27 protein-coding genes are annotated in these 26,035 nt (G+C 73.1%); 8 read left to right on the top strand and 19 right to left on the bottom strand.

What is annotated here, in order from left to right; genetic code table 11:
- Position 1: 1 nt before the first annotated feature.
- The 3 genes from zigA to radC are packed head-to-tail and all read right to left on the bottom strand — an operon-like array spanning position 2 to position 2,773.
- Entirely contained in the window at positions 2–1,204 is a 1,203-nt protein-coding gene (gene zigA, locus AC2D9U_RS20105; protein ID WP_484752219.1) for a zinc metallochaperone GTPase ZigA, read from the bottom strand.
- The gene (locus tag AC2D9U_RS20100; protein WP_484752217.1) at positions 1,201–1,836 is read right to left on the bottom strand and encodes a DUF1826 domain-containing protein; all 636 of its coding nucleotides are present in this window, start codon (positions 1,834–1,836) and stop codon (positions 1,201–1,203) included. The genes zigA and AC2D9U_RS20100 overlap by 4 nt, the downstream gene beginning before the upstream one ends.
- Positions 1,837–1,891: 55 nt before the next feature.
- A complete protein-coding gene (gene radC, locus AC2D9U_RS20095) occupies positions 1,892–2,773 on the bottom strand; it encodes a RadC family protein (RefSeq protein WP_484752215.1) in 882 nt (293 codons plus the stop codon).
- 129 nt (positions 2,774–2,902) lie between these two features.
- Here radC and AC2D9U_RS20090 point away from each other — a divergent pair, with 129 nt between their 5' ends.
- On the top strand, positions 2,903–3,853 hold the full coding sequence (locus tag AC2D9U_RS20090) for a polysaccharide deacetylase family protein (protein WP_484752213.1): 951 nt from the start codon (positions 2,903–2,905) through the stop codon (positions 3,851–3,853).
- Here the strand turns inward: AC2D9U_RS20090 and AC2D9U_RS20085 are convergent.
- The 16 genes from AC2D9U_RS20085 to AC2D9U_RS20010 all read right to left on the bottom strand — a co-directional run bounded on the left by AC2D9U_RS20085 (position 3,843) and on the right by AC2D9U_RS20010 (position 18,512).
- Positions 3,843–4,778, bottom strand: a complete 936-nt coding sequence (locus AC2D9U_RS20085) for an alpha/beta fold hydrolase (protein ID WP_484752211.1) — start codon at positions 4,776–4,778, stop codon at positions 3,843–3,845. The two genes, AC2D9U_RS20090 and AC2D9U_RS20085, sit on opposite strands and share 11 nt — an antisense overlap.
- Positions 4,779–4,818: 40 nt before the next feature.
- The gene (locus AC2D9U_RS20080; protein ID WP_484752209.1) at positions 4,819–5,523 is read right to left on the bottom strand and encodes a tetratricopeptide repeat protein; all 705 of its coding nucleotides are present in this window, start codon (positions 5,521–5,523) and stop codon (positions 4,819–4,821) included.
- A gap of 50 nt (positions 5,524–5,573) precedes the next feature.
- Positions 5,574–7,304: an ABC transporter ATP-binding protein/permease gene (locus AC2D9U_RS20075; RefSeq protein WP_484752207.1), complete on the bottom strand. Its 1,731-nt coding sequence runs from the start codon at positions 7,302–7,304 to the stop codon at positions 5,574–5,576.
- A complete protein-coding gene (locus AC2D9U_RS20070; RefSeq protein ID WP_484752205.1) occupies positions 7,304–7,744 on the bottom strand; it encodes a DUF1499 domain-containing protein in 441 nt (146 codons plus the stop codon). Before AC2D9U_RS20070 ends, AC2D9U_RS20075 begins: the two co-directional genes overlap by 1 nt.
- The gene (locus AC2D9U_RS20065) at positions 7,741–8,016 is read right to left on the bottom strand and encodes a DUF3253 domain-containing protein (protein ID WP_484752203.1); all 276 of its coding nucleotides are present in this window, start codon (positions 8,014–8,016) and stop codon (positions 7,741–7,743) included. Before AC2D9U_RS20065 ends, AC2D9U_RS20070 begins: the two co-directional genes overlap by 4 nt.
- Entirely contained in the window at positions 8,013–8,609 is a 597-nt protein-coding gene (locus AC2D9U_RS20060) for a pyridoxamine 5'-phosphate oxidase family protein (RefSeq protein WP_484752200.1), read from the bottom strand. Before AC2D9U_RS20060 ends, AC2D9U_RS20065 begins: the two co-directional genes overlap by 4 nt.
- Positions 8,606–9,586, bottom strand: a complete 981-nt coding sequence (locus tag AC2D9U_RS20055; protein WP_484752198.1) for an NAD(P)/FAD-dependent oxidoreductase — start codon at positions 9,584–9,586, stop codon at positions 8,606–8,608. The genes AC2D9U_RS20060 and AC2D9U_RS20055 overlap by 4 nt, the downstream gene beginning before the upstream one ends.
- Positions 9,587–9,628: 42 nt before the next feature.
- Entirely contained in the window at positions 9,629–10,978 is a 1,350-nt protein-coding gene (gene pcaB, locus AC2D9U_RS20050) for a 3-carboxy-cis,cis-muconate cycloisomerase (RefSeq protein WP_484752196.1), read from the bottom strand.
- Positions 10,975–11,517 (bottom strand): protocatechuate 3,4-dioxygenase subunit alpha, encoded by a 543-nt coding sequence (pcaG, locus tag AC2D9U_RS20045; RefSeq protein ID WP_484752193.1) that lies wholly within the window; start codon positions 11,515–11,517, stop codon positions 10,975–10,977. The genes pcaB and pcaG overlap by 4 nt, the downstream gene beginning before the upstream one ends.
- A complete protein-coding gene (gene pcaH / locus AC2D9U_RS20040; protein WP_484752191.1) occupies positions 11,514–12,224 on the bottom strand; it encodes a protocatechuate 3,4-dioxygenase subunit beta in 711 nt (236 codons plus the stop codon). Before pcaH ends, pcaG begins: the two co-directional genes overlap by 4 nt.
- A gap of 9 nt (positions 12,225–12,233) precedes the next feature.
- Positions 12,234–13,388 carry a bifunctional 3-oxoadipate enol-lactonase/4-carboxymuconolactone decarboxylase PcaDC gene (gene pcaDC, locus AC2D9U_RS20035; RefSeq protein WP_484752189.1) on the bottom strand — a complete coding sequence of 385 codons (1,155 nt, stop codon included), beginning with the start codon at positions 13,386–13,388 and terminating at the stop codon, positions 12,234–12,236.
- Positions 13,389–13,406: 18 nt separating this feature from the next.
- A complete protein-coding gene (gene pcaF / locus AC2D9U_RS20030; RefSeq protein WP_484752187.1) occupies positions 13,407–14,615 on the bottom strand; it encodes a 3-oxoadipyl-CoA thiolase in 1,209 nt (402 codons plus the stop codon).
- 16 nt (positions 14,616–14,631) lie between these two features.
- Positions 14,632–15,954 (bottom strand): TRAP transporter large permease, encoded by a 1,323-nt coding sequence (locus AC2D9U_RS20025; protein WP_484752185.1) that lies wholly within the window; start codon positions 15,952–15,954, stop codon positions 14,632–14,634.
- Positions 15,954–16,451 (bottom strand): TRAP transporter small permease, encoded by a 498-nt coding sequence (locus tag AC2D9U_RS20020; protein ID WP_484752183.1) that lies wholly within the window; start codon positions 16,449–16,451, stop codon positions 15,954–15,956. Before AC2D9U_RS20020 ends, AC2D9U_RS20025 begins: the two co-directional genes overlap by 1 nt.
- A 38-nt stretch (positions 16,452–16,489) precedes the next feature.
- Positions 16,490–17,533, bottom strand: a complete 1,044-nt coding sequence (locus AC2D9U_RS20015) for a TRAP transporter substrate-binding protein (protein WP_484752181.1) — start codon at positions 17,531–17,533, stop codon at positions 16,490–16,492.
- 76 nt (positions 17,534–17,609) lie between these two features.
- Entirely contained in the window at positions 17,610–18,512 is a 903-nt protein-coding gene (locus AC2D9U_RS20010) for a 2-dehydro-3-deoxygalactonokinase (RefSeq protein WP_484752179.1), read from the bottom strand.
- Between the two features lie 123 nt (positions 18,513–18,635).
- Between AC2D9U_RS20010 and AC2D9U_RS20005 the strand changes: the two genes are divergently transcribed.
- The 7 genes from AC2D9U_RS20005 (at position 18,636) to AC2D9U_RS19975 (ending at position 26,015) form a co-directional block, all read left to right on the top strand.
- Complete coding sequence (locus AC2D9U_RS20005) at positions 18,636–19,793, top strand: lactonase family protein (RefSeq protein ID WP_484752177.1); 1,158 nt, start codon at positions 18,636–18,638, stop codon at positions 19,791–19,793.
- A gap of 102 nt (positions 19,794–19,895) precedes the next feature.
- Positions 19,896–20,540 carry a YMGG-like glycine zipper-containing protein gene (locus tag AC2D9U_RS20000; protein WP_484752175.1) on the top strand — a complete coding sequence of 215 codons (645 nt, stop codon included), beginning with the start codon at positions 19,896–19,898 and terminating at the stop codon, positions 20,538–20,540.
- Entirely contained in the window at positions 20,540–21,049 is a 510-nt protein-coding gene (locus AC2D9U_RS19995) for a hypothetical protein (RefSeq protein ID WP_484752173.1), read from the top strand. Before AC2D9U_RS20000 ends, AC2D9U_RS19995 begins: the two co-directional genes overlap by 1 nt.
- Positions 21,046–21,861: a PEP-CTERM sorting domain-containing protein gene (locus tag AC2D9U_RS19990; protein WP_484752171.1), complete on the top strand. Its 816-nt coding sequence runs from the start codon at positions 21,046–21,048 to the stop codon at positions 21,859–21,861. The genes AC2D9U_RS19995 and AC2D9U_RS19990 overlap by 4 nt, the downstream gene beginning before the upstream one ends.
- Positions 21,862–21,879: 18 nt before the next feature.
- Entirely contained in the window at positions 21,880–23,685 is a 1,806-nt protein-coding gene (locus AC2D9U_RS19985) for a S1C family serine protease (RefSeq protein WP_484752169.1), read from the top strand.
- A gap of 9 nt (positions 23,686–23,694) precedes the next feature.
- Complete coding sequence (locus tag AC2D9U_RS19980) at positions 23,695–25,017, top strand: hypothetical protein (RefSeq protein ID WP_484752167.1); 1,323 nt, start codon at positions 23,695–23,697, stop codon at positions 25,015–25,017.
- Entirely contained in the window at positions 25,014–26,015 is a 1,002-nt protein-coding gene (locus tag AC2D9U_RS19975; protein WP_484752165.1) for a VWA domain-containing protein, read from the top strand. The genes AC2D9U_RS19980 and AC2D9U_RS19975 overlap by 4 nt, the downstream gene beginning before the upstream one ends.
- Positions 26,016–26,035 lie beyond the last annotated feature (20 nt).

Below are 26,035 nucleotides of genomic sequence, written 5' to 3'. Positions count from 1 at the left end.
GTTACCCTTGGCGCCAGGCGGGGAAGGGGTCCGGCAGCTTCGCCCAGGCCTTCACCCCGCCGCGCATCTCGGCATCGGTGAGCAGGCAGCGGTCCAGCGCGCGGCGCAGCGCGCGCTCATCCATGCCGATGCCGATGAACACGATCTCCTGCCGCCGGTCGCCGAAGGGATCCTGCCAGTTGCGGAGCACGCCTTCGCGCCATTCCGGGTCGTTCGGCCAGCGCGAGGCCGGCTGCGCCGCCCACCAGAAGCCCGCCGCCTCATGCCGCCCGATCGCGCCGGCCAATTGCCAGGACCCCGCCCAGGGCATGCGGGTGGCGAGCCAGAAGAAGCCCTTGGCGCGCACCACGCCGGGCAGGTCGCCCTCGATCAGCGCCTTGAAGCGGGCCGGGTGCAGCGGCCGCCGGGCGCGCCAGACGAAGCTCGTGATGCCGAATTCCTCGCTCTCCGGCAGGTGATGGCCCGAGAGCGCCTGCGCCCAGCCCGCCGCCTGGCTGGCCTGGGCGAAGTCGAAGCGCCCGGTGCCCAGCACATGCGCCAGCGGCACCCGGCCCTGCACGGCTGCGACGATCTCGGCGCGCGGGTTGAAGGTGGCGAGGATGCCGGCGAGCCGTCCGAGTTCAGCCTCGCTCACCGTATCGGCCTTGTTCACCACGATGACGTCGGCGAATTCCACCTGCTCGACCAGCAGATCCACTAGCAGGCGCGTATCCTCCTCGCCGGTCGATTGGCCCAGCGCGCGCAGGCTCTGCGTGCTGGCGTAGTCGCGCAGGAAGGCCTGCGCATCCACCACCGTCACCATCGTGTCGAGCCGCGCGACATCGGCCAGCGAAAAGCCTTCCTCGGTGCGGAAATCGAAGGTGGCGGCGACGGGCATGGGTTCGGAGATGCCGGTGCTCTCGATCAGCAGCGCGTCGAAGCGGCCCTCGGCGGCAAGCTTCGCGACCTCCTGCATCAGGTCCTCGCGCAGCGTGCAGCAGATGCAGCCATTCGACATCTCGACGAGCTTCTCCTCGGTGCGGGAGAGCGCGCCGGCATTGCCCACCAGCGCCGCGTCGATGTTCACCTCCGACATGTCGTTGACGATGACGGCGACGCGCCGGCCTTCGCGATTGGCGAGCACATGGTTCAGCAGCGTCGTCTTGCCCGCGCCGAGGAAGCCCGAGAGCACGGTGACGGGCAGGCGCGTGTCGGGGCGTGTCACGGCAGGGGGATCCGTCCGGCTTCGTCGAGGCAGAGCAGCAGGCGGGGCGGGCCGGCCTCGGTGTTGGGTGGGGAGCGATGGATGCAGGCATTGCCGGCATTGCCCGGATGCGCCTCGCCCTTGAGGATCGCGACCTGGCCGCGCCGCAGCCGCTGGGCGGGGAGGGGCAGGGCGTCGGGGTCGAGGGCACGGGCGCGCGCGGCGCCGCCCGGCAGGTCGAGCCATTCGGTGCCCGGCCCGACATAGGTCGAGAGCAGCCGCAGCCCCACCGCATCGGCGTGCCAGCGATGGCAGCCCGGGCCGCGGAAGGCCTCCAGCCGCAGGCGCAGCGTGGCCTGGCCGGTCACGGCCAGGAAGGTGTTGGCCAGCAGCAGCAGGTCGTCGCGCAGCGCCGGGCGCGCGGCGCTGGGCAGGCGGCGGGCGAGGGCGGCGAGGCAGGCCGCCGGCGTGCCTTCCACCACGGCGCTCCAGGGCGCGCGGGCGGCGAGGATCTCGAGCGCCGGCGCCAGCCCGGGCGGCAGGCGGCGTGGCCAGATCGCGATCCGCGCGCCGGGCTGATGGATCGCCTCCAGGGCGCGCGCACCGGGGCGCGACGGGGGGGCGGGCAGGCGTGTCGGGGGAAGCATGTCCATGACGTTATAACATAACGTCATCCGGGCAGGACTCAAGCGGCGCGACGGCGCAGGGTCAGGCGCGCCCCATCATGCCTTCCCGCCGGAAGCTGAACTGGCGGCCATTGCCGATGATCAGGTGGTCATGCACCACCACCTCGAAGAGCCGCGCGGCCTCCCGCAGCTCGGCGGTGATCTCGATGTCGGCGCGGCTCGGCGTGGGGTCGCCGGTGGGGTGGTTGTGCACCAGGATCAGCGCGGTGCTGTGCAGTTCCAGCGCGCGCTTCACCACCTCCCGCACATAGACCGGCGTGTGGTTCACCGTGCCCTTGCCCTGCACCTCATCGGCGATGAGGCGGTTTTTCGGGTCGAGGAAGAGCACGCGGAACTGCTCCACCTTCTCGCGGGAGAGGCTGGCGGCGAGGTAGGCGTCCAGCCGCTCGGTGTTGTTCAGCACGGGCTGGTCGCGCAGCTCGGCCTGCATCAGGCGCAGGGCGGCCGCCTGCACCAGCTTGAGCGCGGCGACGGCATGCTCGCCCAGGCCGCGGCTTTCCAGAAGCTGCCTCTGCGGGGCGGTCAGCACCGCCGCGAAGCTGCCATGCGCGTTGATGAGCGCCTTGGCGAGGGGCTTGGTGTCGCCCTTCGGCATGGCGAGGAAGAGCAGCATCTCGAGCAATTCATAATCCGCCAGCGCCTCGGGCCCGCGGGCCAGCAGCTTCTCGCGCATCCGGGCGCGATGGCCGTGCGGGCCGGTGGAGGGGAAGGGCAGGTCCCCGGGCGTGGCCGGGCTGGCGGGGGCGTAGCGGCGCGGGGCGCTGGCGGAGGGGTCGGGGGCGGGCAGCGGCGCCTGGGCCTCCGCGAAGCCGCGCGGACGCGGCGCCGTGCGGCGTGTCTCGCCCAGGAGGATGTCGCGTGCCGGGCGAAACCAGCCGGCGAGACGGGTGGTGATCGGCGCCATGGTGCAACCGATGATGTCCGTATTTTGTGCACTCATCAACAAGAGGTTGAAGTTCTTCCCGCCCCAACAGGGCGCTTGCCCCAGGGCCCAGCCCGCTTTGGAATGCCACCGACCTTCGGAGGATGACGCATGTCCCTGACCCGCCGCAGCCTCGCCGCCCTTGGCCTCGGCGCCCTGGCCGCGCCGCGCCTTGCCGGCGCCCAGCCCGCGCGTGGCCCCTTCTGGCCGGGCGGGGCGCGGCTGGCCATCGGCGTCTGCATGATGTTCGAGGCCGATGGCGGCCAGCCCGCCAGCTTCCAGCCCGGCCCGCCCGGCACGCCCCAGGCCGGGCAGCGCTTCCCCAACCTGCCCATGGTGATGAACCGCCGCTACGGCGCGCGGGAGGGCATCCCCCGCCTGCTCGACCTCTTCGATCGCCAGCGGGTGCGCGTCTCCTCCTTCATGATCGGGGAGAGCGTGCAGCGCTACCCGGAACTGGCGCGGGAGATCGTGGCACGCGGGCATGAGGCCGGCGGGCGCGCCATCCGCCACGCGCCGCAATTCCACCTGGCCAAGGACGCCGAGCGGGAATTCCTGCGCGAGGGGTTCGAGGCGCTGCGGACCGCCACCGGCCTCTGGCCCAAGGGCTTCAACGCCCAGGGCTTGCAGGGCAGCCTCAACACCAATGACCTGCTGCAGGAACTCGGCCTGATCTACACGATCGATGACCGCACGCGCGACGAGCCCTGGATCCAGAAAGTGAACGGCGACAAGGATCTGTGCGTCGTTCCTTACATGGGACATGTGAACGACCTGAACTTCTTCCAGAACCAGCAGCGCAGCCTCGCGGATTACGAGCAGACGCTGAAGCAGGAGTTCGAGGTGCTCTATGCGGAATCCCTCACGCGCCGGCGCATGATGAGCCTGCCGCTGCATGATTTCGTGGCCGGCCGGCCCGCCGTGGTGCCCTCGGTGGAGCGCTTCCTCGCCTGGGCCGGGCAGCATCCGGGCGTGTGGTTCGCGCGCCGCGACGAGATCGCCGAGTGGGCGCTCGGCCCCGGCCGCGCCCTGACGCCGGTGGATCCGCCCGTCACCCCCTGAGGAAATCCAGCACCGGCACCAGCGACCGCGCCGGGTCCTCCTCCATCGGCACATGGCCGAGGCCGGGCAGGATCACCGTGCGGCTGTCGGGCAGTTCGCGGGCATAGTCGGCGGCGTGCGGGGCAGGGACCATGCGATCCGCCTCGCCCCAGAGCAGCAGCACCGGGGCGCGGATGCCGCGCAGCATCGGCTCGGGCGGCAGCAGCACATGGTGGCGCATCCGGTCCAGGATGGCGTGGCGCACGCCGGGGGCGAGCATCATGTCGCGGTAGCGCTCGGCCATCGCCTCGGTCAGCACCGCCTTGTCGGCATAGGCCGGCTCCAGCCCGCCGCGCAGCAGGGGCATGGGCAGGGTATAGGGCAGGGCGCGCATCGCCATCGGCACGCCGGCCGGCTTGCCATAGGTGAAGCCCGCGCTGGCGAAGCCATCGGGCGCCATCAGCACCAGCCGCCGCACCCGCTCCGGCCGCGCCGCCGCGAAGCGCCAGGCCAGCCGCCCGCCCATGGAGGAGCCGAGCAGATCGACCTGCGCCAGCCCGAGATGGTCCAGCAGCCCGGCCAGCAGGGCGATGAAGCGCTCATCCGAATAATCGCCGGAGGGGTCCGGCCCGGTAAGCGCGAAGCCCGGCAGGTCGAGCCGGATGACCCGGCGCTCGGCCTCCATCAGTCGCGCCCAGTCCTCCCAGGTATGCAGCGAGGATCCGAAGCCGTGCAGCAGGACCAGGGCGGGGGCTGCGCGCGGGCCGGTATCGCGCAGGTGGAAGCGCACCCGGTCGATGGTCACGAACTGGCTCGGCGGCGGTGCGTGCAGCGCCTCCAGCGCCGCGCGCGGCTTGTCGGGCGTCCAGAGCCACCAGCCGAGGCCCAGGATCAGCACGCCGATTCCGAGACCGATCCAACCGAGCACGCGCTTCATCCTTGCCATGCGCCGCATGTGCCGCCGGCGGCGCGCCCCGGCAAGCGGCTCAGCGCCCTTCCGCGGTGCGCGGGCCCGACCTCGGGGTGGGGGGTGGCGGCCAGGCGGCGGCGGGGTCGGGCGGCGGGGCGGGGTCGAGCGGCTCGCGCGCCAGCAGCCGCGCACGGGCGAGGGTCTGGGGCGGCAGGGTGCGGTCGAAATCCGCCGCCGCGGGGCGCAGCAGCAGCCGGCCGGGCGCGCGCGTCTCGCGGATCAGCGCCCAGCGCGCCGCCTCCGCCAGATCCTGCGGCACGCCGCGGCCGAGCAGATAGGCGGCACTCAGGCAGGCCATGGCGCGCAACTCTCCGCGCGTGGCGCCATAGCGCCACCAGGCGACGGCCAGGGGTTCGTCCTGCGCCGTGCCGCGCCCGGCCGCGTGCAGGCTGCCCGCATCGGCCGCCGCCGGGATGGCCCCGGCGAGGGCCGCGCGCTCGAGCCATTCCAGCGCCTGGCGCGGCCGGCCCGGATCGGCGAGGTAGCCCTCCGCGACGCGCAGCATGGCCCGGCCATCGCCCTCCGCGGCGGCGACCACCATTTCCAGGGGCGGATTCTGCATCTGGGCCGGGCGGGAGGGCGGCTGGAAGCAGGGCGAGCGCCGGGCTTCCGCCACCAGCTCCACCACGCGGTCGATGGCGCTGCCCTGGGCCCAGGCGGGCGCAGCCGTGGCGAGGACCAGCCCCACGCCCCCCGCCATGCACGCTGCCCAGCGACTCACCGTCACTCTCCCACCCTGAAACCCAGGGTAGAAAGATTAACGGTGCGGAATCAACCGGAACCCTCGGAGAGCCTGCCCCCGGCCACCCGAAGCTGCCGCCCGTGGAAGGCCGCCACCGCCGGACGATGCGCGATGGAGAGCACCGCGGTGCCGGGCAGGTGGCTCGCCAGCAAGGCGTAGAGCGCGGCCTCGCCCTCCGGGTCCAGGCTCGCGGTCGCCTCGTCCAGGAACAGGAAATCGGGCTTCACCAGCAGCGCACGGGCGAAGGCGAGGCGCTGCTGCTCGCCGCCGGAGAGGCGCCGGTCCCAGCTATCCTCCTCGTCCAGCCGCTCGACCAGCCGCGGCAGGCCGACCGCCTCCAGCGCCGCGCGCACCGCCGCATCCGGCACGCTGCTGGCCTCCAGCGGGTAGCACACGGCGCGGCGGAGGCTGCCGAGGGGCAGATAGGGCCGCTGCGGCAGGAACAGCGCGCGCGCGCCCTCGGGCAGCGCCACGCGCCCCTGGCCGAAGGGCCAGATGCCGGCCAGCGCGCGGAACAGCGTGGATTTGCCGCTGCCCGAGGCGCCGGAGATCAGCACCGCCTCGCCCTTCTCGAGCCGCAGCGCGGCATCCTCGACCAGCATCCGGCCATCGGGCAGGTGCAGCGTGACGCCGGTGACGACCAGCGCCGGCTCGGCCCCCGTCTCGGTCCGCACGCCGCCCGTCGCCACACGCGCGGCGGCGACGGCGGCGGTGAAGCCGGTCAGGCGCTCGACCGTGGCGCGCCACTCGGTCAGGCGGGCGTAATTGTCCACGAACCAGGACATCGCGCCCTGCACCTGGCCGAAGGCGCTGCTGGTCTGGATCAGGCCACCGAGCGGGATCTTGCCGGCGAAATAGGCCGGCGCGGCGACCACGATGGGGAAGATGCTGGCGACTTGGGAGAAGCCGGCGGTGAAGAAGGTCAGGCGCTTGGTGGCGGTCATGATGCCCCACCAATTCGTCATCAGCGCGGTGAAGCGCGCCTGCAGGCCGCGATTCTCATCCGCCTCGCCGCCATGCAGGGCGACGCCCTCGACATTGTCGCGCAGCCGCACCAGGGCGTAGCGGAAATCCGCCTCGACCCGCTGCTGCAGGAAGTTCAGCCGGATCAGCGGCCGGCCGATGAGATGCGCGAGCCAGGTGCCCAGCGCCGAATAGAGCAGCGCCACCCACACCATGTAGCCAGGGATCGACACGCCCAGCACCTCGAGCGGCCCCGACAGGCCCCAGAGCACGAAGATGAAGGAGCCGAGCGTGACCACCGAATTCATCAGCCCCAGGCTGAGGCTCAGCGTGTCGTCCACGAAGAGCTTGATGTCCTCGGCGATGCGCTGGTCGGGGTTGTCGGTGGCGGGGTCGGTCAGCGCGATGCGGTAATAGGCGCGGTCAGCCAGCCAGCGGTCGAGGTAGTCGCGCGTCAGCCAGCGCCGCCAGCGGATCTGCAGGGCCTGGCGCAGATAGAGCTGGTAGACCGCGATCAGGATGTAGGCGACCGCGACCACGGTGAAGCCGGGGAACCAGGTGCCCTCGGCCTCGCCGCCCAGGAAGAGCAGCGACCAGAAGGTGGCGCCGTCCTTCTGCTCCAGCGCGTTGTAGAAGGCGCGCTGCCAATAGGTCAGCACCACCGTCATCGCCACCAGCGAGAGGTTCAGCGCCACCACCGCGCCCAGCAGCAGGAAGGCGCGGCCGCGCTCCTCGCTGGTCCAATAGGGCTTGGTGAGCGCCCAGGCGTCGCGCAGGAAGGCGTTGAGCCGGCGCATCAAGGCGCGCCGAGGCGGGTGTCGAGATCAGCGCGCCAGCGGGCCAGCCGCGCGGCGTTCACGCCAAGGTCCGAATAGCCCACGAGGCTGCGCGAGTAGAGCCAATAGCCGGTGCCGCCCGGCAGGGTCACGATCTGGCCGACGATGATGTCGGGGTAGTTCATGATCCGCGAGCGCTCGACCCAATGGATCTGGCGCAGCGCGGGGAACTCGGCCTGCACCCAGACCCGCTCGCGCCCCTCGCCCAGGCGCCGCAGCACGGCCCAGGCGGCGTCGGGGTCGATCGGGCGCAGCGCCACCGCCTCATGTCGTTCGCCCGTCGTCCCCGCCGGGGCGAGCAGCGCGGCGTTGGGGGAGGCGGGCAGCTTCAGGCTCGCGATGTCGAGCGGCGTGGCCTCCGGCACCCCCGAGATGCCGCGGCCGAGCATCAGGCCGATCATGGGCTCTCCTTCGCGGCGCGCAGGCGGATCACGCCGCGCACCGCCTCTTCCTGCGGATCGATGGGCTTGCCCTTGCGCAGGATCTCGACGCGACCCTCCCGCGCGAGGCGCAGCGCTGCGGCACGGATGGGGCCGAGCAGGCGGCGCCAGGCCTCTTCCTCCACGGCCAAAGCGCGGGCGACCTCGCTGGGGCAGATGCTCTTGTCGCTGCCGCGCGCGGCGGTCTGGCGCAGGATCTCGGCCGTGAGGGCCTCGGCGGAGACGGCCTTCATGGCACGAGCCAGGAGGCTGCTTGCGTGCCGGCCTCATCCCAGGTGAAGACCGCGCGCTGGTGCCCGGCGGCGGCCAGCCAGAGCCATTCCAGCCGGCGCACCTCCAGCACCGCGGCGCGGAATACCGCGCGGCCGGCCGCCGGGTCGCGCGGCGCGGCGGGCGGGGCGGCGATGGGCGTGCCGGGGCCGGGTTCGATCGCGTAGCACATGCGGCTCATCTCCCGGCTCGCGGCCCAGGCGGCATCGGCCAGCGCGTCCGTGTCATGCAGGCGCACGCGCCCGGCGGTGCGGATCTGCACCTGCGCGCCGGCATCGTAGAAATGCAGGCTGGCGCGGGGGTCGGCGGCGAGTTCCGCCACCTTGGCGCTGCGCGCATCGGTATGGAAGCGCAAACGCCGCGTGGCGGCATCGAAGGCGCGCAGCACCACGGTGCGGGCCTGCGGCGCGCCATCGAGGCCGATGCTGGCCAGGGTGGGCGTGTGGAAGCCATGCCGCCGGTCGGCCACGCCGCGCGCCAGCAGGCGCAGCGCCTCGGCCAGGGTGGCGTCGAGGTCGCCCGCATGGGTCGGCATGCTTGCGGCTGGCGTGCTCATGCCTTGCGCAGCGCGGCGGCGATGGCCACGCCGCTCTCCACCGCATCCTCGGCGCGTGGGCCCAGGCACCAATCGCCGGCCGCGCCCAGGGCAAGCTCGGCGTCCCAGACGCAGGGAACGCCGAGCGGCACCTCGGTCAGCGCGTAGCGCCAGCGATGCGCGGCGAGGTAGCGCGGCGGGGGCAGGGCCGCCACGCCCGCGAGGCGCGCGAGGGCGCTGAACAACAGCCCTGCCACCTCCTCCGCCGGCAGTTCCAGGTGCTCGCGCGTCCAACTGGCGCTCGCCTGCACGACCCAGCATTCATCCTCGGCGTGGCGGCCAGGCTTGGCGCTGTCGCGCGCCAGCCAGGCGATCGGCCCGCCCTCGAGCTGCAGCCAGTCGGGCAGGTTCGGGCGCTCGGGCAGGGCGACCATCAGGGTCCAGCAAGGCGCCATCACCGCAAGGTCGGCGAGGGCGGCAAGGTGCGGCGCCGGGCGGTGCATGAGTTCGACCGCCTGGGGCGAGGGCAGGGCGAGCACCACGGCGTCGAAAGGGCCTTCCTCGGCCAGCCCCTCGGTCGGGGCAGGACGGCCGGGCTTCACCTGGGCGGCGGCGGCGTGGCGGAGCCGCCAGGCACCGCGCCCGCCCTCGATCGCCACGACATGGCGCGCGGTGGTGAGGTCCAGCCCCTCGGCCAGGGCGCGCGCCACCTGCGACATGCGCGGCGCGCCGACGAAGCGGCCGGGCTGGGGCCAGGGTTTGGCGCCCACGGCATCGAGTGTCGCCTGGAAGATCTTGCGCCGCGCCGTCAGGTATTGCGCGCCATGGTCGAAGGCGAGCGGCTGGCCCTCGACCTCCACGCGCCTGGTCGCCATGCGCCCGCCCGCGCCACGGCCCTTGTCGAACAGCCGAACGCCGACCCCATGGGCGACGAGCGTCTTGGCGGCGGCGAGGCCGGCGAGGCCCGCACCGATGATGGCAACCTTCGCGATGGTCATGCTGCCTCTATGGCGGTGCGGCGGGAAACTGCAAGGGCTTCTTCACCCCGCCGCCCGGGCCAGGGTGGCGGCCAGCGCGGTTCCGGCGGTGCCGAGATAGCTGGCCGGGTCGGTCAGCGCGGCGATGCCCGCGGCATCCAGATGGGCCGTAATCCGTCCGTCGCGCCCCAGCGCCTCGGCCAGGGGAATGCCCTCCGCCAGCGCCACATCGCAGGCGTGATGCACCGCCTCATGCGCCGCGGCACGGCCGAGCAGGGGGGCGAGGCCCATCATCACCGCCTCGGCCATGATCAAGCCCCCGCCGGCCTCGAGGTTGCGGCGCATCCGCGCGGGATCGACCACAAGGCCCTCGACCAGCGGGCGCAGCGTGGCCAGCGCGCCATGGGCGTAGAGCAGCATCTGGGGCAGCACGACCTGCTCCACCTGCTGCCCGCCGGCGCCGCGCTCATGCTCATGCGCCATGGCGCCGAGGAGCTGCGGCAGCAGGGTCTGCACGCTGCGCGCCTGGGCGAGCACGTATTCGCAGCCGATCGGGTTGCGCTTCTGCGGCATGGTGGAGCTGCCGCCGCGTCCCGGGGCGGCGGGCTCGGCCAGCTCGCCGATCTCGGATTGGGTCAGCAGCAGGATGTCGGTGGCGGGCTTGGCCATGGTACCGGCCAGCAAGGCGAGCCAGCAGCCGGCCTCGGCCACGCCGTCGCGCGCCACATGCCAGGGGATGGCGGGCACCGGCAGGTCCAGCTCGCGCCCCAGCGCGGCGGCGACGGCCGGGCCCTCGGCGCCGAGCGAGGCGAGCGTGCCGACCGCGCCGCCGAATTGCAGCCGCAGCAGCCGCGGGCGGAGCTGGGCCAGGCGCTCGCGCATCGTGATCAGCGGGTCGAGCCAGAGCGCCACCTTGTAGCCGAAGGTGATGGGCAAGGCGTGCTGCGCATGGGTCCGCCCGGCCATGACCGTATCGGCATGTGCGGTGGCGAGCCGCGCCAGGGCGGCGATCAGCCCGTCGAGATCGGCCGCGATCAGCGCGAGGGCCTCGCGCAGTTGCAGGATGGTGGCGGTATCGGTGATGTCCTGGGTGGTCGCGCCCCAATGCGTCCAGCGCCCGGCCTCGGGCCCCGCGGCGGCGGAGAGCTGCTTCACCAGCCCCACCACCGGGAAGCCCGTGTTGCGCGTGGCGGCGGCCAGGGCCGGCAGGTCGAGCATCTCGACCCGCGCGGCGGCTGTGATGGCGGCGGCGGCCTCGGCCGGGATCAGGCCAAGCCCGGCCTGGGCGCGGGCGAGCGCGGCCTCCACCGCGAGCATGGCGGCGAGGAAGGCGCGCTCTCCCATGATCGCGCGCATCGCATCGCTGCCATAGACGGCGCCGAAGACCGCGCCATCCGCGGGCGAGACGCTCATACGTCGAGAAAGACGGTTTCGCCTTCGCCCTGCAGCACGATGTCGAGCCGCCATTCGCCGGGCGCGCCGGGCTGTGCGATCAGCGTGGCGCGCCGCGCCGGGTCCTCGACGAGATTGAGCACGGGGTCGGTGGCGTTCAACGGTTCGCCGGCGAAATAGGCGCGGGTCGTGACATGCTTCATCAGCCCGCGCGCGAAGATGGTGAGCTGGATGTGCGGCGCCTGGGTGGCGTTGCCCAGCCCCGGCACGGCGCCGGGCTTGAGCGTGACGAAGCGGAACTCGCCCGCCTCATTCGTGCCGCAGCGGCCGAAGCCGTGGAAGGCGTCGTCGTAGCGCCCCTCCGGCCCGGCCTGCCAGATCTCGACCAGCGCGTCGGAAACCACGGCGCCATCGCCATCGGTGATGCGCCCGGTCAGCACCACGCGCTCCCCCACCGCGCCCGCATTGGGGCCATCGGGTCGCAGCAGATCGGCCCATTCGGGGAAGTCGATCATGTGCCAGTAGGGACCGGCGGTCTGGGAGGCGGTGGCCGGGATCATGCGTGGCCCTCCTCGAAGGGGGTCGCCTCTCGCCCGCGCAGCACGATGTCGAAGCGGTAGCCCAGTGCCCATTCGGGCTGCGTGATGTCGAGGTCGAAGCCCGCGACCAGCCGGTTGCGCGCGGCCTCATCCGCCGTGGCGTGGAAGATCGGGTCCAGCGCCAGCAGCGGGTCGCCGGGGAAATACATCTGCGTGATCATGCGCTGGGCGAAGCCCGCGCCATGCAGGCCGAAATGGATGTGCACCGGCCGCCAGGCGTTCTTGTGGTTGCGCCACGGATAGGCGCCCGGCTTGATGGAGGTGAAGCTGTAGCGCCCCTCGGCATCGGTGAAGATCCGCGCCCGGCCCTCGAAATTCGGGTCGAGCGGCGCGTCATGCTGGTCGCGCGGGTGGTGGTAGCGCCCGGCCGCATTCGCCTGCCAGACCTCGACCATGGCGTTCGCCACCGGCCGGCCATCCTCGTCGCTGACGCGCCCGGCGACGATGATGCGCTCGCCCAGCGCGGCCTTGCCGTTCACCTTCGACATGTCGGCATGGGGCGCGTACCAGGCGGGCGTGAAGCGCGGCGCCGAGGTCTCGGTCAGGCTGTGCGGCACGCGGATCAGGGGTTGCTTGGGGTGGCGTGCGCGGGTGCTGCCATAGGCGGTCGCGTCATAGGGCGGTTGCGTCGCCGGGTCGGGCCGGCGGTAGGGAACCGGATCGCTCATCTTCGGGCCTCAGCCTTCCTTGAGAACGGATTTGGCGATCTTAAGCGCGGAATTCGCCGCCGGCACCCCCGCATAGGCGCCGACCTGAAGCAGCACCTCGGCGATCTCCTCGGGCGTCACGCCGGTGTGGCGCGTGGCGCGCACATGCAACTCGAACTCCTCATGCCGGCCGAGTGCCGCCATCATCGCAAGGCAGAGCAGGCTGCGCTGGTGGCGGGAGAGCCCCGGGCGCGTCCATACGCCGCCCCAGACATTCGCCGTGATCCATTCCTGGAAGGCGGCGTCGAGCGGCGTGATGTTGCCCTGCGCGCGCGCCACATGCGCCTCGCCCAGCACCGCCTTGCGGATGGCGAGCCCGGCCTCTGCCCCCGCGGGCGGCGCGAGGCGCGCGAAATGCCCGATGATCGCGGCCGTGGCGGCCTCGGCGCATTCATAGGTGATCAGATGCCCGCCGCCCTGCACCTCGACATAGGCGCTGCCGGGGATGGCGGCGACGATCTCCTGCGCCATGGCAGGGGGCGTGGCGATATCGCGGTCGCCGACGACGACGGTGGTGGGGCAGGCGACGCGGCCCCGGATCTCCGCCGCCCGCGCATCGCGCAGCGCCGCGGCCGAACCTGCATAGCCGGCGCGATCCGTGGTCAGCAGCATCCGCCGCAGCCCCTGGGAATCGGGCCGCGCGGGGTCCACCACCCAGCGCGGCATCACCACATCGACCAACGCCTCGGTGCCGCGTGTGCGCACGGCATCGATCCGGTCCTGCCAGGCCTGGGGCGGGGGGAATTCCAGCGCCGTGTCGAACAGGATCAGCGAGGCCACGCGCTCGGGCGCCATGGCCGCCATCTGCAACGCGATCCGCCCGCCGATCGACATGCCGAGCACATGCGCGCGGCGCACGCCCAGCGCATCCAGCAGCTTCAGCGCATCGGTGGCGTGCTGTGCCATGGAATAATCGCCCTCGGTCACGCCCGAGAGGCCATGGCCGCGCAGATCCATGCGGATGATGCGATGCCGGCGCGACAGGGCGGCGACCTGCGGATCGAAGACCCTGAGGCAGGTGCCGATGGAATGCAGCATCAGCAGCGGCACGTCATCGGCCGGCATGACCGGCGCGGGTGCGTCGATGGCCACATGCGCCAGCAGATCGTCGAGCGGGAGGAACATCGCCTCGATCCCCTGTCGTCAGACGGCTTCGAGGATCATGGCGATGCCCTGGCCGACGCCGATGCACATCGTCACCAGCGCGTAGCGCGCCTTGCGGTGGTGCAGTTCGGCCACCGCCGTCTGCACCAGCCGCGCGCCGGACATGCCGAGCGGATGGCCGAGCGCGATGGCGCCGCCATTCGGGTTCACGAATTCCGCATCGTCCGGCAGGCCGAGGTCGCGCGTCACCGCCAGCGCCTGGGCGGCGAAGGCCTCGTTCAGCTCGATCACGTCGATCTGGCCGAGGCTGAGCCCGGCCTTGGCCAGCACAAGCTTGACCGCCGGCGCCGGGCCGAAGCCCATGATGCGCGGCGCGACACCCGCCGTCGCCGTCGCCACCACCCGCGCGCGCGGCGTCAGCCCGTGCTTCGCAGCGGCCGCGGCGGACGCGACGAGGATCGCGCAGGCGCCGTCATTCACGCCCGAGGCATTGCCCGCGGTCACGCTGCCGCCTTCCTTGCGGAAGGGCGTGCCGAGCTTGGCCAGCGCCTCCAGCGTGGTGTCGGGGCGGGGGTGCTCATCGGTGTCGATCACCAGGGGATCGCCCTTGCGGCGCGCGATGGTGACCGGGACGATCTCCTCCGCGAAGCGCCCGCGCGCCATGGCCGCCCCGGCACGCTGCTGGGAGCGATAGGCGAAGGCATCCTGGTCGGCGCGGCTGATGGCGAAATCCTGCGCCACGTTCTCGGCCGTCTCGGGCATGGAATCGATGCCGTAGCGCGCCTTCATCAGCGGGTTGACGAAGCGCCAGCCGATGGTGGTGTCGTAGATCTCCGCCGCGCGGCCGAAGGCCTCGGCGGACTTGCCCATGACGAAGGGCGCGCGGGTCATGCTCTCGACGCCGCCGGCGAGCAGCAGCTCGCACTCGCCCGCCTTGATGGCGCGCGCGGCGATGCCCACCGCATCCATCCCCGAACCACAAAGCCGGTTCACGGTGGCGCCGGGGATGCCCTCCGGCAGGCCGGCGAGCAGCGCGGACATGCGCGCGACATTGCGGTTGTCCTCGCCCGCCTGGTTGGCGCAGCCGAAGATCACATCCTCGATCGCCGTGGGGTCGAGCTGGCTGTTGCGCGCGATCAGCGCCTTGATCGGCACCGCGCCGAGGTCGTCGGGGCGCACATCCTTCAGCACGCCGGCATAGCGGCCGATGGCGGTGCGCGCGGCGTCGCAGATGAAGGCGTCGGTCATCGCAGGCTTCCTTGGATCAACTCAACAGGTTCACCAGCCATAGGCTGAGCGCGGGGAAGGCAACAAGCAGGCCCAGGCGCAACACATCCATGCCCAGGAAGGGCAGCACGCCGCGATAGGTGGCGCTGATCGGCACGTCCTTCGCGAGGCCCGAGATGACGAAGACGTTGAGCCCGATGGGCGGTGCCGTCAGCCCGATGCCGACCACGACCAGCACCAGGATGCCGAACCAGATCGCCGTCTCCTCGGTGGTCAGGCCGAAATCGAGCGCCGTGACGACGGGGAAGAAGACCGGCAGCGTCAGCAGGATCATCGCCAGCTCATCCATAACCGCGCCGAGGATGATGTAGGAGAGCAGCAGGATGCCGAGCACCGCATAGGGCGGGAATTCCTGCTCGGTGATCCACATCGCCAGCAGGTCCGGCGCTTGGGAGAGGGCGAGGAAGGCGTTGAAGATCTCCGCCCCCAGCAGGATCGCAAAGATCATGGCCGAGGTCTCGGCCGTGGCGAAGAGGCTCTCGCGCACATGCCGACCCTTGAGCGTGCCGCGCAGCACGCCGACCAGCAGGGTCGCGATGCAGCCCACCGCCGCGCTCTCGGTGGGCGTGAAGACGCCGCCATAGATGCCGCCCACCACCACCACCGCGATCATCAGCACGGGAATGACGTTGAGGAAGGCGGCGCGCTTCTCGGCCGCACTCGGTGCCTCGCCCGGCGGGCCGAGCTCGGGGCGCGCCTTCATGATCAGCATGATGGCGACGATGTAGAGCGCGGTCGCCATCAGCCCGGGGATCAGCGCGGCCATGAACAGCTTGGCGATGTTCTGCTCGGTGCTGATGGCATAGACCACCAGGATGACGCTGGGCGGGATGAGGATGCCCAGCGTGCCGCCGACCGCGATGGTGCCGGTGGCGAAGCCCATGTCGTAGCCGTAGCGCCGCAACTCCGGCAGGGCGGCGCGGCCGAAGGTGGCGGTGGTCGCCACCGAAGAGCCGCAGACCGCGCCGAAACAGGCGCAGGCGCCGATCACGCCCATCGCGAGGCCACCCGGCTTGCGCCCGATCAGCGCATTGGCGGCGGCGAAGAGATCCCGCGCCAGCCCACCGCGCTCGGCCAGCGCGCCCATCAGGATGAACAGCGGGATGACCGAGAGCGTGTAGTTGGAGAACAGGTGATAGGGCGTGGTCTTGAGGTAGTTGCCCAGCGCCGCCCAGTCGAGGATGTGCACATAGCCGCCGATGCCCACCAGCAGCATGGCAAGTCCGACAGGGGCACGGCATGCGATCAGCGCCAGCATCACGGCGAAGCCCGTGGCGGCGAGGACGAATTCGGGCGCCATCAGCCGCGCCCCCGCCCCAGCCGCACCGCCCAGAGCAGCGCGCAGAGCGCGATGGCCGCGAAGCACAGCGCGCCGATGCCCACCGCCCACCAATAGGGCAGCGCCAGCAGCCCGATGGTGCGCATGCCCGAACGCCAGGTGTCCCAGGTGCCAAGCGCCATGCGCTCGGCGAGCCACAGCGCCACGCCGGCCCAGACCAGCATCCAGAAGGCGTCGACCAGCGCGTTGAGCCGCGCGGGCAGCCAGGTGGTGAAGCTGTCCACGATGATGTTTGCGCGCATCAGCGTGCCATAGGCGAGGAAGCCGAACACCGCCACGCCCGCGGCGATCGAGACCATCTCGAAATCGCCGCGGATCGGCTGGCTGGTGAGCCAGCGCAGCACGACGCTGATCGAGGTGACCGAGGCCGCGACCAGCAGCGCCGCGCCGCCCAGGAAGGCGAGGGCGCGCGCCACGAAGCCGATCACGCCGCCGGGGGGATCCTTGGTCGCGGACATGGCCGGCGCTCCTGGTGTGGTCTCGCCGGCCGTGTCGTTCAGGCGCTGTGCTTGGCGATCAGGCGCCGCGCATCGGCCAGCAGCGCCGCGCCGTCGAAGCCGCGCGCGCCCGAGCCCGCGACCCAGGACTCGACGACCGGGGCCGTCGCCGCCATCCAGCGCTGCTTCTCGGCGTCCGAGAGCTGCACGATGCTGTTCTGGCTGCGGCGCGCGACCTGCGCGCGCACCACCGGGCCCTGCTCGTCCCAGACCTTGGCGGCCATCTCGGCCGCGACCATGCCGGAATTCGCATCCAGCACGGCGCGCAGATCCGCGGGCATCGCGGCGTAGCGCGCCGGGTTCATGGCGATGATGAAGGTCGCCGCGTAGAAGGTGGGCGTGCCCATGATCTCGGTATGGTTGCGCACCAGCTCGGCGAGGCGGATGGAGGGCACGACCTCCCACGGCACCACCGCGCCATCGATCACGCCCTGGGAGACGGCCTCGGGCACCTGCGGCACGGGCATGCCGATCGGCGCCGCCCCCAGCGCGCGCAGCGCCTCGCCCGCCTGGCGCGTCGGGAAGCGCAGCTTCAGCCCGCGCAGATCCTCGAGCCGCGTGACCGGCTTGTTGGCATGGATGACGCCGCCATCATGCGCCCAGACGGTGATCGGGTGCACCTCGCGGAATTCGTCGCGCAGATGCGTCGTGTAGAACTCCCAGCAGGCCTTGGCGTTCGGCGCGGCCAGCGGGTTGGCGACGAAGGGCAGCTCGAAGACCTCGATCTTGGGGAAGCGGCCGGGCGTGTTGCCGGGCAGCGTCCAGACCATGTCCACAACGCCGTCGCGCGCCTGGTCGAAGAGCTGCGGCGGCGCGCCGCCGAGCTGCATGGAGGGGAAGATCTGGATGCGCAGCCGGTTCTGGCTCTCGGTCGCGATCTTCTGCGCCCAGGGCATCAGGAAATGCCGGTGCACGTTGGAGACCGCCGGCAGGAAGTGATGCAGGCGCAGCGTCAGCTCCTGCGCGCTGGCCGGGCGCACCAGGGCGGGCGCGGCCAGGGCGGCGGCGCCGAGCGCGGCGAGTTGGCGACGTTGGATCAGCATGGTGGCCCCCCTGTGATTGACCTTCGCGCGCCGCTCCGGGCGCCTGTTTCCGCAATAGAGGCACCTGCCCGAAGGTTCAAGCGCGCTCGCCGGCCGCGCCCTGCCAGCCCAGGCTCACCGCGAAGGCGTGCAGCCCGGCCGCGACGAGGTCCGGCTCATGCAGGCGCACCGTCACGCCAAGCTGCGTCAGGGCCGCGTGGTAGAGCGCGGCGAGGCCCTCGGCCCCCACCAGCGCCACCGCGCGCGCGCCGGTCTCGGCCAGGGCGGCCACCACCTCATGGCCGATCAGCAGGCCGGAGAGGTAGCTGCGCGTCTCGGCGGCCGGCAGCTGGTCCATCAGGTGCAGGGTGCGCGCGCCGAAGAGGTGGTGCAGCAGCCCGCCCGCCTGCTGCGCCCGCGCCACGCCTCTGGCGAAGGCCGCCGGGGCATGCGGGGCGTCCTCGCTGGTGCGCGCCAGGATCGTGTGCTGGGAGAGCGCGGCGAAGGCCTCGCCGGTCATGTGCGTGGTGAAGCCCATCACGCGCCCGCCGGCCAGCCTTGCCCATTTGCAATGCGTGCCCGGCAGGCAGACCAGCGCATCGCCGCCCCGCCCGGCCAGGGCGACCAGCTTCGTCTCCTCGCCGCGCATCACATCGGGCACGCCATCGGCATCGGTGCAGGTCAGGCCGGGAATGAGGCGCGCGCGGGCACGGGCGAAGGGCAGGGCGATGGTCGCCGCCGCCAACTCCGCCGCGCCGGCCGGGCAGGGGAGGTAGGGCGCCTCGACCCAGCCCTGCCGGCTGCCGACCATGCCGCACAGCAGGATGCTGTCCTCGCCCTCGGCCAGCCAGGGGCCGATCGCGGCCTCCAGCGCGGCGGGAAAGCCGCCGGGTGCCACGGTCATGATCCCGCCCGGCACATCCAGCCGCGCCAGCACGGCCCCGTCGGGGGCGATGCGATAGGCGCGCAGGCTGGTGGTTCCCCAATCGAGCCCGATCATGCGCCCTGCCTCCGTGACATAAAGTTTCTGCGTGGACCCTGTGGCTGCTTGTCTTGTGACGCAGCGCGGGCGGATGCTGGCGCCTGCCGGGCTCGCCGGCAACACTCGGGGAGGAAGAAGGACATGTTGAAGCGGACGCTTCAGGCGGGCCTCGCGGTGCTGGCGCTGGCGCCGCCGGCCGCAGCGCAGCTCATGGTCTCGGGCAACGATGCCAAGGTGCGGCTGGTGAATGGCGCGACGCAGGTGGTCGCGAATCCCCCGGCCGACACGATCACCGTGCATGACCTGGCCAGCATGCCGCCGCGCCTGGTGGCGACGGTGGCGGTGCCGAATTCGGTGGTCGGCCCGCCCTTCTCCGTGGCGCTCACCCCTGATGAGCGGCTGGTGCTGGTCACCTCGAACCAGCGCATCGACCCCGCCAACCCCGCGCGCAGCATCCCCGACAACCGCCTCTCCGTGGTCGATCTCACCGCCAGCCCGCCGGCCGTGGTGCAGACGATCGAGACCGGCGCCGGGCCGGCCGGGGTCTCGGTGAACCGCGCCGGCACGCTGGCCCTGGTGGCGAACCGCGAGGCCGGGACGGTGAGCGTGCTGCGCATCCGCGCCGGGCGGGTCGAGCCGCTGGGCACTGTCGAGATCGCGGCCCCCGCCTCGGGCGTCTCGCATGTCGCCTTCACGCCCGATGGCCGGCACGCGCTGGTGGCGCGCGACGGCGACTTCTTCATCACCGTGCTGGCGATCGAGGGCGAGACGGTCACGCGCACGCCGCGCAGCTTCTCGGCCGGGCTGCGCCCCTATGGGCTGGTCATCGCGCCCGATGGCCGCTTCGCGGCGGTGGCGAATATCGGCCGTGGCAATGGCGATGAGGACACGGTGTCGCTGATCGATCTCTCCGGCCCGCCTGCCACCTGGCGCACGGTGCACACCACGACCGTGGGGCAGACGCCCGAGGGGCTGCAGCTCAGCCCCGATGGCAGGCTGCTGGCGGTGACGGTGATGAACGGCTCCAACAAGCCGGCCAATTCGCCCTTCCTGGGGCCCAACCTTGTTCGCACCTATCGCGTGGACAACCTCCGCCTGACGCAGGTGGGCGAGGCGCCGCTCGGCGCCTGGGCGCAGGGCGCGGCCTTCAGCGCGGATGGCCGCACGCTGTTCGCGCAGAGCATGGTGGAGAGCAACATCCGCATCTACGCCGTGGGCGCGGATGGCTCGATCCGCGAGAGCGCGCCGCCCATCGCCCTGCCGGGTGGTGGGGCGGCCCTGCGAACCGCGGAACGCTGACGCGCGGCGCGGTGCGGCGATGCCCCGCTCCTCGCGGGGCCTGCAACATTGCGCCGCAATTGACGGCTACATAGAGTGGCAGGGAGTACAGGGCGCGACACCATGCCGAAGCACCGCATTTCGTTCCGCTTTCTGCTGCTGGCCGGCGCCGTCGCGCTGGGTGGCTGCCAGCAGGCCAACAACATGCCGCTGGCCGCGCAGGGCGCGGCGGTGGGCGCCGGCGCGGGTGCGCTGCTCGGCGCGGCTCTCGGCGGCAACAACCGTGGCCAGGGGGCGCTGCTCGGCGCGGCCCTGGGCGCGGGTCTCGGCGCTGTCACCGGCAGCGTGCTGCAGGGCCAGCAGCAGGGCTACGCCGCCACGGAACAGACCCTGACGGGGCGCGAGCGCAACGCGCAGGAAATCGCCCAGCAGATGCAGGCCGAGGCCGGCAGCGCCCGCGCCGCGGCCAGCCGCATGTCGGGCGAACTGGCCTCACTGCGGCGTGACATCAGCAGCGGGCGCGGGTTGAACGCGCAGCAGGCGCAGACGCTCGACCAGGCCAAGCGCGACCGGGACCGCGCACAGGCGGCGCTGAATGAGGGCCAGGCGCATGTCGCCGCGATGCGCCGGCAGATCGCGGCCTCCGGCGGCAAGGGCAGCGGCGATGAGGCGCTGGCCGAGGAGGCGACGCGGATCGAACGCTCCAACGCCTCGCTCGCGGAATCGCTGCGGCGGATGAATGCGGATCTCGGCCGGATCGAGATCTGATGCGCGCGGCGCCGCTTCTCCTGCTGCCGCTGCTGCTCGCGGGCTGTGCCGCGCAGCCCTGCGACCCGCGCGCGGACCGCAACATCTTCCAGGTCGGCAATTGCGTGATCGGCGGCGGCTACCAGAGCCGCGTGGACGTGCTGCAGCAGCGCGTGGCCGTGGCGGAGGCCGAGCAGGCCGCCGCGGCGCGCGAGCTTGAGGCCGCCCGCGCGCGGCGCGATTCGGTGGCCGCCGAGCAGGCCCGCCTGCGCAACGACCTCGCCGCCGAGCGCGCCCGCACCGCCCGTCTCGAGCGGGAGATCGCCCAGGCGCGGGAGGCCGGGCGGCTCAACCGCGAGCGCCTGGCCGCGCTGGAGACCGAGGCCGCGCGGCTGCGCCAGGAGCAGGAGGCGCTGCGCAACGCGCCGCCGACCGAGGAGTTGCGCCGCCGGAACGAGGAGCTGTCCCGCCGCCGCCAGGCGATCGAGGGCAGCCTCGCGGACATGAATCGCGAGCTGCGGCGCGAATGAACGCCCGCCTCGCGCGCCGTGGCCTGCTCGGGGCCGCGCTCAGCCTGCCCTTCCTGCCCGCGCGCGCGCAGCAAGGGCCCGGTGCCGGGCCGGGTGTGGTGCGGCTCAGCGAGGGCCAGTTCCGCGCGGGCGCGGGGCGCATCACCTTCAGCGAGGTGCCGCGCGGCACCCGCAACCCGGTCTATACGCCGGCGATGTATGGCGGCCGGCCGAGCGACCCGACGGTGCGCTTCGGCGGGCATCTGATGGGGCGTCGCCTGGGCAGTCCGCAGGAATGCCCTGATGGCGCGGCGCTGACCGGCTGCCTCGTGGGCAGCCCGCGCGCGCCGCTCGCCCTCGACCCCAACGCGCCGCCGGCCTTCACGGCCTTCGATGGCGCGCCGGGCATCAACGACGTGCAACTCAGCGGCACGCCGCTTTGGAACGGGCCGATCGCCATCCTCTTCGACAGCGATGTCGCGGCGGTGGGGTTGCTCGGCGGGTATTTCGACGCGCCCGAGGGCACCGCCATCACCGTCTATGACCGGCGCGGGCGGCAACTCGGCCGGGCCGAGAATCGCGGCCGCGGGCGGGAATTCCTCGCCCTTGCCACGGGCGATCTCAGCCAGCGCATCGCCGCCCTCGAATTCCATCTGGTGGGGCGCGAGCCGCGCGGCTTCGGCATCGACAACATCCGCTTCGGCGATTCCGAGCAGGTGGACGTGCCCGGCGTGCGCCCCCCGCCACGCGAGCCGCCGCCCCCGCCGCCGCAGCGCCCACCGCCGCCCGCGCCGCCGCCCCCGCCGGCCCCCCTGCCACCGCTGCTGCTGTAGCCCCGGAGACCCACCGCCTTGTCCACCGAACGCCTGCTCAGCGGTCTCGAACTCGGCGACCTCGCGCTTGTCCCGGTGGGCGGGGTGCCGGTGGTGCAGCAGCACGCACGCCTCGCCGCGCTGCTGGCGCGGCAGCGGCTGGGCCTGGCGGGCTTCTTCGCCAAGCCGGAGGTCGATGGTGCGCCGGTGCGGCGCATCACCTGGTATGGCGAGGCGATCCAGGACCCGGTGCCGGTGCGGCTGCTGGAAGGGGCGCAACGGCAGCGCGCCGAGGCCATCCTGCGCACGCGCTTCGAGGCGCTGCAGCCGCTGCTGACCCACCCCGAGGCCGGGCCGCTGCTGCGCGGCGCGCTGCTGCTGCGCAGCGAGGACGACATCCTCTGGGGTGGCGACGCGCCCGTGCTGGTGAATTGGGGCCTGACGCCGCCGGCCATCGGCACCGAGCCCGCTGCGCAGCAGGCACATTTCGCCGCGACGCTCGGTCGTTATGCGCCGGGCGGCTTCGACCCCTGGCGCGCCAGCGCCGCGCCCCCCGCGCCGGAGACGCCGATGGCCGCGCCGGTCGCTGCCGCCGTCGCGGGCAGGGCAGGGGGGGCGGCCACGCCGCCCGGCGCGCCGCCGCGCCCGCCCGGCCCGCCACCGGCCGCGCCGCCTTCCGGCCCCGGCGGGGCGCTGGGCGCGGCGGGGGCGGTGCTCGGGGCTGTGGCCATCGTGCTCGCCCTGTCCATCGTGGCCCTCGGCGCGGGCTACTATTACGGCTGGATGCGGCTGGTGGAGCGGCTGCAGGCCGAGGTGCGCCCCGCGCCCGACCCGCTGCTCGATACGGAATTGCAGCGGATGCAGGAGGGGGTGAATGAGAGCCTCCGCCAGCGGATCGCGCAGCTGGAACTCGCGCTGCGCGGCGATGTCTGCCTGATGGCCGAGGGCCCGCTGCCCGCCCTGCCGGGGCAGGAGAACCGGCCCGCCCAGCCCGCCTTGCCGCCGCCCGTCGAGCAGCAGCCGGTGCAGCGCCCCGCGCCCACACCGGGCGCGCCGGCTCAGCAGACGAGCCTTGCGGAATTGCTCGAGCAATCGGTGGTGCTGGTGCTGGCCCCCGGCCGGTCGGAGACCGGGCAGCAGCAACTCGGCACCGGCAGCGGCTTCGCCATCGCGCCCGACCTGATCGTCACCAACCTGCATGTGGTGGATGGGGCGGATCGCGTGCTGGTCACCAACCGCCTGCTCGGCAGCCCGGTGCAGGCCGAGGTGGTGGCGCGCACGCCGAACCATGATTTCGGCCAGCCGGATTTCGCCGTGCTGCGCATCGCCGGGCAGGCGCTGCCGCCCTTGCGCCTTGCGACCACCGCCGCGCCGCTGGTGCCGGTGGTGGCGGTGGGTTTTCCAGGGTTTGTCACCGGGGCCGGCGATGATTTCCAGCGGCTGATGCGCGGCGAGGGCGGCGCGGCGCCGGCGGCGCATTTCACCACCGGCGAGGTCAGCGGCGTGCAGCAATTCCGCGGCAGCCCGGTGGTGATCCACACCGCGGCCATCAACCGCGGCAATTCCGGCGGGCCGGTGGTGGATCGCTGCGGGCGGGTGCTTGGGGTCAACACCTTCATCCGCACGGATCGCGAGACCGCCTATCGCGCCGATTACGCGCTGCCGACCGCGACGCTGCTCGCGTTCCTGCGCGCGAGCAGCCTGCCGGCCGAGGCGCAGGGCGAGGCCTGCGTGCCGCAACCGGCCACCCCGCCCGCCGCCAGCCCACCTGCCGCCGCGCCGCCCGCCGCCGGGGCCCCTGGCGCGCCCGCCACGCCTGCACCCACCCCCACCCCGGCGCGCTGAGCCCGGCGCATGGCCCAGCCACGCTTCCTCGCCGAAACCGACACCGCCACGCGCCGGCCCGAGCGCGTGCTCGAGGGCCGGGTCTTCGACTACCGCGCGCAGGTGCTGAGCCATCTGCGCGCCCAGTCGCTGGAGCGCCACGCCGCGCTCTTCGCCGAGCCCATGCTGCTCGAAGGGCGCATCCGCTGGCGCACCGACCAGCCGGGCGAGCCGCGCCCCTTCGCGGAATTGCCGCCCGAGGCGCAGGCCCGCGCGCAACAGGCGGTCGGCACCTTGCTGACCGAGGTGCGCAACGAGGCCGCCCGCCTGCGCCAGGGCGGCAGCCCGAGCCAGCGGCGCCTTGCCGAGGTGCTGGACCGCGCCACCCAGGGCATGGAATGGGGCGACCTCTGGGTATTGAGCGAGCCCGGCGCCCCAGGCAGCGAGGCGCGCGAGACCTACGTCCTCGCCGGCTGGGGTCTTGCCGCCGCCGAGGGGCGGCCGCCGCTCGCCGATCTGCTCGGCCAGTCGCTCTTCGTCGCGACGGCGGCGGAGCCCACGCCCGAGCGTGCGCCCGCCGCCCCGCCGCCGGCCGATCGCCGGGCCTGGCCGCTGCGGCTGCTGGCGCTGGCGGCGGTGCTGCTGCTGCTGGGCGGGCTGCTCGCCTGGCAATTGCCCGCGCTGGCCGGCGTGCTGCTCGGCCTGCGCCTGCCCGAGCCGCCGGTCTGCGAGATGCCGCCCGATTCCGGCCTGCCGCCCCTGCAGCAGGAGGAAGCGCGGCTGCGCGCGCGGCTCGCCCAACTGGAGCGCGCCTATTCCGGGCGGGTCATCCAGTGCCGCATCGCCAGCGCCCCGCCCCCCGCGCCGCCGCCGCCACCGGCCCCGGCGCCCGCACCGGCGCCCACACCCGCCCCTGCGCCCACCCCACCGCCGCCCGCGCCTCCCCCGCCGCAGCGCAGCGAGCTTGACCAGCGGCTGGACCGGGAACGCGCGCAGCGCAGCAACTACCAGGTCACGCTGTCCTGGGACGGGCCGTCGGACCTCGACCTGCATATCGACTGCCCCGATGGCGGGCAGATCTTCTGGCAGGCGCGGGCCAATTGCGGCGGGCGGCTCGATGTCGACATGAATGGCGGCGAGCGCCAGTCGAACCGCCCGGTCGAGAACGTCTTCTGGGCCGCCACGCCAGCCAGCGGCACCTGGCGCATCCGCGTGGTCTACTATGACTACGAAGCCCGCCGCACGCCGGTGCCCTTCCGGCTGAGAATCGTCACCGATGGCCAGGCGCGGGAGGTCACCGGCACCGCCACCCGCACCAACGCCCCCCCGGTCGCGGAGTTCCGCGTGCCATGACGGAGCGACCCAGCATGTTCCGCCAGCGCCCCTTCCTGGTGACCCTTGCCCTCGCCTCGCTGCTGGTCGGGCTGCCGCTGGCGGGCATCGCCGCCTGGCTCGGCGTGCAGGCGGCCTTCGCCGGCGCGCCGGCGGAGCTGCGCGCCAATAGCTGCCCCATGCCCGACAACAGCGCCGCCGCCCGCCTGCGGGATGAGGAACTGGCGCTGCGCCGCCGCCTCGCCGACCTCGAGATCGACATCGCCCGGCGCCGTGCCTGGTGCCCGCTCTGCGCGGCGGAGGAGCAGGTGGATGTGGCGCTGGTGGTGGATACCTCGGCCTCCATGCTCTGGCCCGCCAGCATGGATGCGGCCGCTGAGGCCGAGACCATGGCCCGCATCGCGCGGGAGGCCGGGCCGATCGACCAGCAGCCGGGGCGCGACCGGCTGCTCGCCGAGCTGAACGCCACGCCGGGGCCGGAGCAGCGCATGGAGGCCGCGCGCCAGGCGGCACTCGCGGCACTCTCCACCCTGCCGGCACGCGCGCGCGTGCAACTGTTCTCCTTCACCCCGACCGACAGCCGCACGCCGAGCGTCGGCAGCTGTTCCGTGAGCCCGGTGGGGCAATACGACAATTCGGCGCGGGCCCGGCTGCAGGCGGCGCTGCGCGGCCTGCAGCCCAACGCCGCCGGCACGCCGCTGGCGCTGGCCATCGAGCGCGCCTCCGCCGCGGTGCGCCAGCGCCCCACCGGCGCGCCGGGCTTCGTCATCGTCATCACCGATGGCATCGAGACCTGCCGGGGCGACCCCTGCGTGGCGGCGCGCGCGGCGCGGGCGGCGGATCCGGGCCTGTCGATCGCGGTGGTGGACATCGCCCGCAACCAGCAGGTGGCCTGCCTGGCCGAGGCGACGGGCGGGCAGGTCTTCACCCCCGGCGCGGGGCAGGATATCGGCCGGGTGCTGACAGAGGCATTGCGCCTGCCGCCGCCCCGCGCTTGCATCCCCCGCACCCCCGCATGAACCCGCCGCAGCCCGAAGCC

Source organism: Roseomonas sp. TF40 (genome assembly GCF_057219975.1).
Note: the sequence above shows the minus strand (reverse complement) of the source record. Positions and strands in the feature narration are given on the sequence as shown.